9 protein-coding genes are annotated in these 11495 nt (G+C 63.4%); 7 read left to right on the top strand and 2 right to left on the bottom strand.

Going from position 1 to position 11495, the window contains the following annotated elements; genetic code table 11:
* Positions 1-68: 68 nt before the first annotated feature.
* Positions 69-1334: an ROK family transcriptional regulator gene (locus ACLRGI_RS20530; protein WP_419203312.1), complete on the bottom strand. Its 1266-nt coding sequence runs from the start codon at positions 1332-1334 to the stop codon at positions 69-71.
* Between the two features lie 82 nt (positions 1335-1416).
* Here ACLRGI_RS20530 and xylA point away from each other — a divergent pair, with 82 nt between their 5' ends.
* The 7 genes from xylA (at position 1417) to ACLRGI_RS20495 (ending at position 10304) form a co-directional block, all read left to right on the top strand.
* Positions 1417-2604, top strand: a complete 1188-nt coding sequence (xylA, locus tag ACLRGI_RS20525) for a xylose isomerase (protein WP_419203308.1) — start codon at positions 1417-1419, stop codon at positions 2602-2604.
* Between the two features lie 104 nt (positions 2605-2708).
* Entirely contained in the window at positions 2709-4139 is a 1431-nt protein-coding gene (locus ACLRGI_RS20520; RefSeq protein WP_419203307.1) for a xylulokinase, read from the top strand.
* Positions 4140-4207: 68 nt separating this feature from the next.
* Positions 4208-5188, top strand: coding sequence for a LacI family DNA-binding transcriptional regulator (locus ACLRGI_RS20515; protein ID WP_419203311.1), 981 nt, complete (start codon positions 4208-4210; stop codon positions 5186-5188).
* 137 nt (positions 5189-5325) lie between these two features.
* Complete coding sequence (araB, locus tag ACLRGI_RS20510; RefSeq protein WP_419203306.1) at positions 5326-7086, top strand: ribulokinase; 1761 nt, start codon at positions 5326-5328, stop codon at positions 7084-7086.
* Entirely contained in the window at positions 7083-7790 is a 708-nt protein-coding gene (locus tag ACLRGI_RS20505; protein WP_419203305.1) for an L-ribulose-5-phosphate 4-epimerase, read from the top strand. The genes araB and ACLRGI_RS20505 overlap by 4 nt, the downstream gene beginning before the upstream one ends.
* 70 nt (positions 7791-7860) lie before the next feature.
* A complete protein-coding gene (araA, locus tag ACLRGI_RS20500; RefSeq protein WP_419203304.1) occupies positions 7861-9396 on the top strand; it encodes an L-arabinose isomerase in 1536 nt (511 codons plus the stop codon).
* On the top strand, positions 9393-10304 hold the full coding sequence (locus tag ACLRGI_RS20495) for an aldose 1-epimerase family protein (protein WP_419203303.1): 912 nt from the start codon (positions 9393-9395) through the stop codon (positions 10302-10304). The genes araA and ACLRGI_RS20495 overlap by 4 nt, the downstream gene beginning before the upstream one ends.
* 76 nt (positions 10305-10380) lie before the next feature.
* Here the strand turns inward: ACLRGI_RS20495 and ACLRGI_RS20490 are convergent, their stop codons facing one another.
* Positions 10381-11397 carry a LacI family DNA-binding transcriptional regulator gene (locus ACLRGI_RS20490; protein WP_419203302.1) on the bottom strand — a complete coding sequence of 339 codons (1017 nt, stop codon included), beginning with the start codon at positions 11395-11397 and terminating at the stop codon, positions 10381-10383.
* Between the last annotated feature and the right edge of the window lie 98 nt (positions 11398-11495).

Below are 11495 nucleotides of genomic sequence, written 5' to 3'. Positions count from 1 at the left end.
CAATAGGACTTACTCATCTAGGCCAGGTGTACTGCCAGGCCAGGTGTACTGCTAGGCCAGGTGTACTGCTAGGCCAGCTTGCTGGCCAACAGGAACTCGAACGGCGACTCGATCACGGAGCGGATCACTTGGCCAGCGGCGCCGAGGAGCGTTCCGGAATGCTCGAGCGCCGAAACGGTCAGGTTGCCCGGGTCCAGCAGGCCCGGCGCGTAACGCTCCAAACTGCTGATCAGCGCCGGCCTCAGCCATTCGGCCAGCACCGCAAAGTGCCCGCCAAGGACCACAGCCTCAATGTCCATCAACCTGGCGGAAGAGGCGAGCGCCACACCCAGGTACCTCCCGGCGTCGTGGACGGCCCGGGTTGCCTGTGGTTCGTGAGCCGCCAAAGCCGCGAGCAGCAGTTCCGTGCGTTCACCCAGTGAGCCTTCGGGGATGCCGGCTGCCTCGAAAATGGCTTCCTGGCCGGCAAAAGTTTCCAGGCATCCCGCCCCGCCGCAAGAACAATCGGGACCATCCGGGTGCACAACAATATGGCCAAGCTCCCCCGCGGATCCGCCCGGGCCCATGTAAAGCTCTGAACCAATGATGACGCCACCGCCAACACCGACTTCGCCTGAGACATAGAGGAAGTCAGTCTGGCCCGCGCCATACCAAAGCTCCCCCAGGGCGGCGCTGTTGGCCTCATTGGACAGCCTGACGCCAAGCGGCGCGTCTTCCAGCAGGGATCGCGGATTCAGTTCCTCGTTCTCCCAGTGCAGGTTGGGAGCGGACAGCACCAGGTTGCGCTGCTCATCAACGAGGCCGGGCACGGCAAGGCCGCCACCAAGAATGGAGATGTCCGCGGCAGCTGCGGCGGCTATGGCTTCGGCAGCCAGGTCCCCGAGGCGCTCCATGACCTTCTCCGGCGCCAGTCCCCGGTTTCGGGATTCAACGGATGAGTGAAAGCGAAGGTTTCCACCCAGATCCACGAGTCCAACAGCCAGGTAGTCCACATTGATTTCCATGCCCACCACGCCACGCCGCGCACTGAGTTCCAGCCCCTGGCCGGGCCGCCCCCGTTCTCCGTCGCGGTAGAGGCCGACTTCCGAAACCAGTCCGGACTCGACGAGGTCGGCAACCAGGCTGGACACCGCGGCCTTGGTAAGCCCGGTTCCGGCGGCCAACTGCGCGCGGCTGGGTTTGGCATCCCCGGTCCGCGCGATGGAGTCCATCACCAAGGAAAGATTTCGACGGCGGACGTCACCTACGCGCCCGGGCGCGCTTTGCTCATTCATTGGCGTGGGACCTCCCTGCAAATTTGAAGTTTTTTCCGGCTTCCATTGACCATGATCCATCATCCCCCATATAGTTCAGATTGAAAACTAATTGGAATGCACTTCTTCCAGTTCTTCCCCAGTGCTTTGCAAAGGAGCAAAAATGACCCTGCAGCCCACCCCTCAGGACCGCTTCACCTTTGGCCTTTGGACCGTTGGCTGGACCGGTGCCGATCCGTTCGGTGTCGCTACCCGGCCGGCCCTGGATCCCGTCGAAGCTGTCCACAAGCTCAGCGAGCTTGGCGCCTACGGCATCACGTTCCACGACAATGACTTGATTCCCTTTGACGCCACGGCTTCCGAGCGGGACCTCATCCTGAAGAACTTCAAGGCAGCCCTGGCCGAAACCGGCCTGAAGACGCCCATGGTCACTACCAACCTGTTCAGCCACCCGGTATTCAAGGACGGCGGATTCACCTCGAACGACCGCTCGATCCGCCGTTTTGCCCTGAGCAAGATCCTCCGGAACATTGACCTCGCTGCTGAGCTCGGCGCCGAGACGTTCGTGATGTGGGGCGGCCGTGAAGGCAGCGAATACGACGGCTCCAAGGACCTTTCCGCAGCGCTGGACCGCATGAAGGAAGGAGTGGACACGGCAGCCGGATACATCAAGGAGAAGGGCTACGGCCTTCGGATTGCCCTGGAGCCGAAGCCGAACGAACCCCGCGGCGACATCTTCCTGCCCACCGTCGGCCATGGCCTTGCGTTCATCGCACAGCTGGAACACGGCGACATCGTGGGCCTCAACCCGGAAACGGGCCACGAGCAGATGGCCGGGTTGAACTTCACCCACGGCATCGCACAGGCCCTGTGGGCGGGCAAGCTCTTCCACATTGATCTCAACGGCCAGCGCGGCATCAAGTACGATCAGGACCTCGTCTTCGGGCACGGCGACCTCACCAGTGCCTTCTTCACGGTGGACCTGCTGGAGAACGGCTTCCCCAACGGCGGCCCCAAGTACGATGGCCCGCGGCACTTCGACTACAAGCCGTCCCGCACCGACGGTTACGACGGCGTGTGGGAATCAGCCAAGTCCAACATGTCCATGTACCTCCTGCTGAAGGAACGTGCCCTGGCCTTCCGCGCCGATCCCGAGGTTCAGGAAGCACTCGCCACCTCCGGCGTGTTTGAACTGGGCGAATCGACGCTGAGCGCCGGAGAGACCACCGCGGACCTGCTGGCTGACGCCAGCGCCTTCGACACGTTCGACGCCGATAAGGCCGCCGAGCGCTCGTTCGCCTTCGTCCGCCTCAACCAGTTGGCCATCGAGCACCTGCTCGGCGCCCGCTAGGTCACTCCCACCCTCCGCCATCCCGTCGTCGGGCTGCCCAGGTGCTCTTCTTCATGGAGTCTCTCTTCGCCAGCCCGACGGCGGTCCCCCTAAGGAACAAACGCATGCCTCTCGTAGCCGGGATCGACAGCTCCACCCAGTCCTGCAAAGTGGTCATCCGGGATTCAGTCACTGGTGAACTGGTGCGCCAGGGCCGGGCCTCCCACCCGGAGGGCACGGAAGTCCAACCGGACCATTGGTGGGGTGCCCTCCAGGAAGCTGTCGCACAGGCCGGCGGCCTGGACGACGTCGATGCCGTATCCATCGGCGGTCAACAGCACGGCATGGTGTGCCTCGACGAGTCCGGGAATGTTGTCCGCCCGGCGTTGTTGTGGAACGACACCCGTTCGGCCCCGGACGCGGAAGAGTTGATCCTTGAGGCCGGCGATGGTGACGCCGCCGTTGGAGCGTCTTATTGGGCGTCGCGCACGGGAACCGTGCCAGTGGCATCGTTGACGGCCACCAAGCTTCGATGGCTGGCACGGAACGAACCCGAGAATGCCCGACGGACAGCAGCAGTTTGCCTTCCCCATGACTGGCTGTCCTGGCGTTTGGCCGGACACGGACCGGGAAGCAGTCCCGCCGCTTTGGATCTCCTCCGCACAGACCGCTCCGATGCTTCCGGCACTGGCTACTTCTCTGCCAGCAGCGGCGAATACCTGCCGGAGGTCCTCAACAGCACGCTCGGCCACGTTCCTGTACTGCCACTTGTCGTAGGGCCGTTGGAGGCTGCGGGAAAGACACCTGGCGGGGCACTGATCGGACCGGGCGCGGGCGACAATGCGGCAGCGGGACTGGGTGTGAGTGCCGCCGTAGGGGACGTCGTCATTTCAATAGGGACGTCAGGAACAGTCTTCGCGGTTTCAGATGTCCCCGCGCTTGACGCAAGCGGGCTCGTGGCAGGCTTCGCAGACGCCACAGGCAACTATCTGCCGCTGGCCTGCACCCTTAATGCGACGCGGATCTTTGACGCTACAGCTGCACTCCTGGGCGTGACCCTTACGGAACTCGGCGATTTGGCCCTATCCGCTCCGGAGGGTGCGGAGGGGCTGACGCTCGTCCCCTACTTCGAGGGCGAACGGACCCCCAATCTCCCGGAAGCCACCGGCTCCCTGCACGGCATCACAGTTTCCAACTACACCCCCGCCAACATGGCACGGGCCGCAGTAGAGGGCGTGCTGTGTTCGCTGGCCGATGGCTTGGCCGCTTTGCAGGCACAGGGTGTCTCAGCCCAGCGCATCATTCTGGTGGGCGGCGGCGCGCAATCGAGCGCGGTCCAGCAGATCGCGGCCGCAGCCTTTGCTTTGCCCGTATTCGTCCCCGAACCCGGAGAATACGTGGCGGACGGCGCAGCCCGGCAGGCTGCGGGCCTACTCACCGGCAGGTTCCCGGGATGGCCGCTCAACGGAATCGAGGTGGTTCACCGGGATACCGCCGGGAGTCCCGAGTTCCTGACGAGGTACCGGTATTACGCTGCCATGGTGGCCAAAGGCTGACCAACGTCCCGGTGCTCTATCGTGACAGGGTGAGCACTGAACAATCCGTCCCGCCCCGGCCTCCCGTGATGGAGGACGTCGCCCGAGTGGCAGGTGTTTCCCACCAGACTGTCTCCCGGGTGTTGAACAACCACCCCAACGTGAGCTCCAAGACCCGTGAACGCGTGGAACAGGCCATCACGGAGTTGGGGTACCGCCGGAACACCGCAGCGCGAAGCCTGGTTACCCGGCGATCCCAGACCATTGGCGTGCTCGGCAGTGAGATGGCACAGTACGGGCCGTCGCACACGCTCCTCGGAGTCCAGCAGGCGGCAAGGGAAGCGGGCTATTTCGTCAGCGTCGCAGGGCTGCGGTACGTAACGCCGGAGACCATCAAGGACGCCATGGCGCACTTCATGGACCAGGGCGTAGACGGCATCGTGGTAACTGTTCCCCACCCCGGGACCTTTGACGTCCTCAAGGACATCACCGCCCAGGTGCCCTTGGTTGCCGTCGGTTCAATCGGCGATGAGCACCTCACAGGCGCCACCGTAGACCAGCGAAAGGGTGCCCGGCTCGCCGTCGAACATCTCCTGGACCTGGGCCACCAGCGGATCGGGCACCTGTCCGGGCCGTCGGATTGGATTGACGCCGCTGCCCGCATCGAAGGATGGCGCGATGCCCTGACCAGGGCCGGGGTTGACGCGGTGACGCTGATAGAGGGCGACTGGAGCGCCGAATGCGGGTACCGCGAAGGCCTGAAAATTGCCGCCGACCGATCCGTGACAGCCCTCTTCGTCGCCAACGACCAAATGGCCCTGGGTGTCCTCCGGGCCTTCAACGAACTTGGCGTCCGGGTGCCGGAAGACATCAGCGTGGTGGGCTTTGATGACCAACCGGAGTCGGCCTACTTCATACCGCCGTTGACGACGGTGGCCCAGGACTTCGAGGAGCTCGGCCAGCGTTGCATCGGCCTCTTGCTGAATCGGCTGGAGAGCGGCACCGCCGGTACCCCCGCCACGGTGGAGCCCCGGCTGGTTATCCGCTCCACCACGGCTCCCGCCGCCTAGCCCTCGCCATGAGCACCGGTTCCACACCGCTCGCTCTTGACATCAAAGTTGTGAGCGCTAACAATTGCATCAGACCTTCTTCACTTTTCCACCCCGACCCCCGGCAATGAGGCCCTGGCCAGCCGGATGGAGACCCCATGAAAACCTCTGAAAACATCCCGCTGGACGAGCAGTTCGTCATCGGCGTGGACTATGGCACTTTGTCCGGCCGCGCCGTCGTGGTCCGCGTATCCGATGGTGCCGAGATCGGTAGCGGCGTGTTCGAGTACCCGCACGCCGTCGTGACGGAAAAGCTCCCCGGCAGCGGCCAGCGACTACCCGCGGACTGGGCCCTCCAGGTGCCCAATGACTACCGTGACGTCCTGCGCAATGCAGTACCGGCCGCCGTCGCAGACGCCGGAATCAACCCGGGAAACGTGGTGGGTATCGCCACTGACTTCACCGCTTGCACCATGGTCCCGACGACGGCGGACGGCACGCCGCTGAACGAACTGGAACGCTTTGCGGATCGTCCCCACGCCTTCGTCAAACTGTGGCGTCACCACGCAGCCCAGCCGCAGGCGGACCGCATCAACAAGCTGGCCGAAGAAAGCGGGGAGTCCTGGCTCCCCCGTTATGGCGGGCTGATCTCTTCTGAGTGGGAGTTCGCCAAGGGACTGCAGCTCCTCGAGGAGGACCCGGAAGTCTATGACGCCATGGACCACTGGGTTGAGGCCGCTGACTGGATCGTTTGGCAGCTTTGTGGCAGCTACGTCCGCAACGCTTGCACGGCGGGCTACAAGGGCATCTACCAGGACGGAAAGTACCCGTCCGAGGACTTCCTGACAGCGCTCAATCCCGATTTCAAGGACTTCGTCAGCAGCAAACTGGAACACACCATCGGCCGCTTGGGCGACGCCGCCGGTTACCTCACCGAGGAAGCCGCGGCATGGACCGGGCTTCCGGCGGGAATCGCAGTGGCGGTGGGCAACGTGGACGCCCACGTCAGCGCGCCCGCCGCGAATGCTGTTGAACCGGGACAGCTCGTTGCGATCATGGGAACTTCCACCTGCCACGTCATGAACGGAGATGTCCTCCGCGAAGTCCCCGGCATGTGTGGAGTGGTGGACGGCGGCATCGTGGACGGGTTGTGGGGCTACGAAGCAGGCCAGTCCGGCGTCGGCGACATCTTCGGTTGGTTCACCAAGAACGGAGTCCCGCCGGAATACCACCAGGCCGCTAAAGACAAAGGCCTGGGCATCCACGAATACCTCACCGAACTCGCAGAAAAGCAGGCAATCGGCGAGCACGGACTGATCGCCTTGGACTGGCACTCCGGCAACCGCTCAGTGCTGGTTGACCACGAACTTTCCGGCGTGGTGGTGGGCCAGACCCTGGCCACAAAACCTGAGGACACGTACCGGGCACTTTTGGAAGCCACAGCCTTCGGAACCCGCACCATTGTGGATGCCTTCCGCGATTCGGGTGTTCCCGTCAAGGAATTCATCGTGGCCGGAGGGCTCCTGAAGAACAAGTTCCTGATGCAGGTCTACGCCGACATCACCGGTTTGCAGCTTTCCACCATCGGATCCGAGCAGGGTCCTGCGCTGGGCTCGGCAATCCACGCCGCTGTTGCTGCCGGGAAGTACAAGGACATCCGTGAAGCCGCGGCGTCCATGGCCGCTGCTCCCGGTGCCGTCTACACTCCCATCCCCGAAAATGTGGCCGCCTACGACGTCCTGTTCCAGGAGTACCGCACCCTGCACGACTACTTCGGCCGCGGCACCAACAACGTCATGCACCGCCTCAAGGCCATCCAGCGCGCCGCGGTTCAGGGTTCAGGACAGCAAGATTCGGGACGACAGGGTTCAGCCAACACGGACACCCGGCCCAGCACCTTGGAAGGAGCCTCCGCATGAGCGCGCTCCTGGAGTCCATCGCAAAGGTTCGCAGGGAGGTCTGTGATCTTCACGCCGAACTGACCCGCTATGAATTGGTGGTGTGGACAGCAGGCAACGTCTCAGGCCGCATCCCCGGGCACGATCTCATGGTCATCAAGCCGTCCGGCGTCTCCTACGATGACCTCAGACCCGAGCTCATGGTGGTCACAGACCTGTTCGGCACGCCTGTTCGGGGCATTAACACCGGAAGCGCCGGGACTGTGGACTGGGGCAACCCTGACCTCTCTCCGTCATCGGATACCGCTGCACATGCGTACGTCTACCGCCACATGCCGGAAGTGGGCGGGGTGGTCCATACACACTCCACCTACGCAACTGCCTGGGCTGCGCGAGGCGAGGAAATTCCCTGCGTGCTGACCATGATGGGTGACGAATTCGGCGGCTCCATTCCTGTGGGACCGTTTGCGCTGATCGGCGACGACTCCATCGGGCAGGGCATCGTGGAGACGCTGAAGAACTCGAACTCCCCCGCAGTGCTCATGCAGAACCACGGCCCTTTCACCATCGGCAAGTCCCCCCGCGACGCCGTCAAGGCTGCGGTCATGTGCGAGGAAGTAGCCCGGACAGTCCACATTTCCCGCCAACTCGGCGAGCCGTTACCCATCGACCAAGCCAAGATCGATTCCCTTTACGACCGGTACCAAAACGTTTACGGCCGCTAACGCGAACAGCCCGTTACTGCGGACAACAAGAAGCCACTCGAAAACTCAAAAGCACCAGGAGCTACGAAAAATGCCCAGCGCCAACAACACTTCCGCAAATAATACTTCCCTGGGTCAGTACGAGGTCTGGTTCCTCACCGGCAGCCAGCACCTCTACGGCGAGGACGTCCTCAAGCAGGTAGCAGCGCAGTCACAGGAGATTGCCAACGCCCTCAATGCCAACAGCAACGTTCCGGTCAAGCTCGTGTGGAAGCCGGTCCTCACCGATTCCGACGCCATCCGCCGTACCGCACTGGAAGCAAATTCGGACGATTCCGTCATCGGCGTTACCGCCTGGATGCACACCTTCAGCCCCGCCAAGATGTGGATCCAGGGCCTGGACGCCCTGCGCAAGCCGCTGCTGCACCTGCACACGCAGGCCAACCGGGACCTTCCGTGGGCTGACATAGATTTCGACTTCATGAACCTCAACCAGGCAGCCCACGGCGACCGCGAGTTCGGCTACATCCAAGCGCGCCTAGGCGTGCCGCGGAAGACCGTCGTCGGACATGTCAGCAACCCTGAGGTTGCCCGCCAGGTGGGTGCATGGCAGCGTGCCTCGGCGGGCTGGGCCGCCGTCCGCACCCTGAAGCTGACGCGCTTCGGTGACAACATGCGCAATGTCGCCGTCACTGAAGGCGACAAGACCGAAGCGGAGCTTCGCTTTGGCGTCTCGGTCAACACCTGGTCCGTCAACGAGCTCGCCGACGCTGTCCACGGCGCGGCGGAGTCCGACGTCGACGCCTTGGTTGCCGAATACGAGCGCCTTTACGACGTAGTGGATGAACTAAAAGCAGGCGGTGATCGTCACGATTCGCTCCGCTACAGCGCCAGGATCGAACTGGGTCTCCGCAGCTTCCTGGAAGCCAACGGATCGGCAGCGTTCACCACGTCCTTCGAGGATTTGGGCGCGCTGCGTCAACTGCCGGGCATGGCCGTCCAGCGCCTCATGGCCGATGGTTACGGCTTCGGCGCCGAGGGTGACTGGAAGACCGCCATCCTGGTCCGCGCCGCCAAAGTAATGGGCGGCGACCTGCCCGGTGGCGCCTCGCTGATGGAGGACTACACCTACCACCTGGAACCAGGGAGCGAGAAGATCCTCGGCGCGCACATGCTGGAGGTTTGCCCGTCGCTCACCGCTAAAAAGCCGCGGGTGGAGATCCATCCGCTGGGAATTGGCGGCAAGGAAGATCCCGTCCGCATGGTGTTCGACACCGACGCCGGCCCGGGAATCGTGGTTGCACTGTCCGACATGCGCGATCGGTTCCGCTTGGTCGCGAACGTGGTGGATGTGGTCGACCTGGACCAGCCGCTTCCCAATTTGCCGGTTGCCCGCGCGCTGTGGAAGCCCAAGCCCGATTTCGCTACTTCGGCCGCCGCGTGGCTCACTGCCGGAGCCGCACACCATACGGTATTGTCCACGCAGGTGGGCCTGGACGTGTTCGAGGACTTCGCCGAAATCGCAAAGACCGAACTCCTCACCATCGACGAAGGCACCACCATCAAACAGTTCAAGAAAGAGCTCAACTGGAACGCGGCCTACTACAAATTGGCTGGCGGCCTGTGACCACTGAATTTACTCTGAACGCGGGCGGTTACACGGCAGTTGTCACCGCCCGCGCGGCTGCGCTGCGCGTCCTGCAGTTTGAAGGCCGGGACCTCATCGTCCCGTTTTCCGAGGGTGGCCCCATCCCGGACTACCGCGGCATTATTGCCGCGCCGTGGCCGAACAGGATCGCGGACGGCACGTACAGCTTCGACGGTGTCGAGCACCAGTTGCCCGTTAACGAACCGGAGCGGGCTACTGCCTTGCACGGGCTCGCCTTCCCGCTCGATTGGGCCCCGAAAGAGTCCGACGCCGGATCACTCACCTTGACATGCACGGTGGGGCCCACCTCGGGATACCCGTTCGTGCTGGAACTTTCGGCCCGGTTCACGCTGGACGATGCCGGGCTTCACACGTCCGTCACAGCTCGGAACGCCGCCGACGTCGCTGCCCCTTATGGCGTTTGCCCGCACCCTTACCTCGTGGCCGGCACGTCACCGCTGGATGAGTGGGTTCTCGAGTTCGCAGCTGATTCGTTCCTGGAAGTCACCCCGGACAGGCTCCTGCCCGTGGGCGTTGTTTCCCTGGACGGCCACGACTTCGACTTCCGTACCCCGCTGGCCATCGGTAGCACTGAAATCGATCACGCCTTCACCGGATTAGCGTTCGATGGCGGGCTTGCGCGGTTGTCGCTACGGGACCCGGCGGGCGCCGGCGTCGGAAGATCCGGCGTCGGAATGTCCTGGGACCAAAGCTGCCCTTGGCTGCAGATCCATACGGCTGACAAGCCGGCACCCCTTCCCAACCGCATCGGCTTGGCGGTGGAGCCCATGACGTGCCCACCGGACGCCTTCAACAGCGGCACGAACCTGATCGGGCTGGAACCCGGCGCCCAGCACACGGCGTCCTGGAGCATCTACGCCTTGTAGGAACCCAACGGCGTAGCCGTAGTGCGCGTTTTGACCGCTCAAGACGCGCACTAGGGCTACCTATTTGGGTGCGGGCTCACTTGGATGAGCCTGCAGTGCTTTGGCGGACCACGAGCTCGGGAGTGAACACCACAGAACGGTGCTTGGTTCCGCCGCTCTCCTGCTCCTCCGCGAGCAACTCGATCGCGGTCCGGCCCAGCGCCTCGGTGGGCTGGCGGATGGAGGACAACGGCACCACCGCGGAGATGGCGAAATCGATGTCGTCGTAGCCAATGAGGGCGATGTCCTCCGGAATGCGGACGGTCCTCAGCATGGTCAGCGACTGCATGACACCGAGTGCCAGGAGATCGTTGGAGCAGAAGACAGCTTCGGGACGCTCTTCCGGTGAGCGTTCCACCAGCTTGTTCCCCACCTTGCGACCTGTCAGGACGGTCTGCCCTTCGGAGTCGAGCACCTCAATGCTGGCGTCCGGCACTTCGCCGACAGCACGCTGCGCGCCCTTGAGTCGGCTGGCCACCTGGCGGATGGAGGGCGTACCAACGAATGCCAGACGACGGCGGCCCGTGTCCAGCAGGTGCTTGGCGGCCAGATACCCGCCTTCCTGGTCATCCACGGAAACTGAGCTGCAGCGCTCGGTGTCGGCAAGTTCGTCCACCAGAACAGTGGGCACGCCACGTTCACGGAGGGTATCGATCCGATCTCCCACGTCACCCACGGGCGAGATCAGCAGGCCTTGGACGCGCTGCTCTTGGAACAGGTCCATGTAGTGCGCTTCGCGTGAGGAGTCCTGGCCGCTATCCCCCAGCAGCACCACGCTGCCTAGAGCGGTCGCCGCGTCTTCCGCCGCACGAGCCACAGAGGAGAAGAAGGGGTTTCCGACGTCGAGCACAATCAAGCCGATGGTCCGGCTCTGGCCTGCTCGCAGCTGCCGGGCGGCGTCATTGCGGACAAAGCCAAGTTCAGCGATGGATTTCAGGACACGTTCCTTGGTCCTTTGGGAAACCCGATCCGGATAATTCAGCACATTGGATACAGTTCCCACTGCTACCTGGGCGTGGGTGGCAACGTCTTTGATGCTCGCTGTCTGGGACATGCTTTCCGATCTCCGCTGGCTGACGTCAATGTGTTGGAAACGCCTTGACACCCTCCCGTTTACGAGGGTAATTTGAATCGTAACAAATGAAACGATTC

Source organism: Paenarthrobacter sp. PPS72, assembly GCF_048537125.1.
Lineage (GTDB): Bacteria > Actinomycetota > Actinomycetes > Actinomycetales > Micrococcaceae > Arthrobacter > Arthrobacter nitroguajacolicus_E.
The sequence above is the reverse complement of the archived record's forward strand: the minus strand, read 5'-3'. Positions and strand labels throughout refer to the sequence as shown.

What these genes read in the sequence shown, in the direction of transcription:
- ACLRGI_RS20490 (WP_419203302.1), bottom strand. Translation starts at nt 11,397, where the DNA reads ATGTCCCAGACAGCGAGCATCAAAGACGTTGCCACCCACGCCCAGGTA.
- ACLRGI_RS20505 (WP_419203305.1), top strand. Translation starts at nt 7,083, where the DNA reads ATGAGCGCGCTCCTGGAGTCCATCGCAAAGGTTCGCAGGGAGGTCTGT.
- araA (WP_419203304.1), top strand. Translation starts at nt 7,861, where the DNA reads ATGCCCAGCGCCAACAACACTTCCGCAAATAATACTTCCCTGGGTCAG.
- ACLRGI_RS20520 (WP_419203307.1), top strand. Translation starts at nt 2,709, where the DNA reads ATGCCTCTCGTAGCCGGGATCGACAGCTCCACCCAGTCCTGCAAAGTG.
- ACLRGI_RS20515 (WP_419203311.1), top strand. Translation starts at nt 4,208, where the DNA reads ATGGAGGACGTCGCCCGAGTGGCAGGTGTTTCCCACCAGACTGTCTCC.
- xylA (WP_419203308.1), top strand. Translation starts at nt 1,417, where the DNA reads ATGACCCTGCAGCCCACCCCTCAGGACCGCTTCACCTTTGGCCTTTGG.
- ACLRGI_RS20530 (WP_419203312.1), bottom strand. Translation starts at nt 1,334, where the DNA reads ATGGATCATGGTCAATGGAAGCCGGAAAAAACTTCAAATTTGCAGGGA.
- araB (WP_419203306.1), top strand. Translation starts at nt 5,326, where the DNA reads ATGAAAACCTCTGAAAACATCCCGCTGGACGAGCAGTTCGTCATCGGC.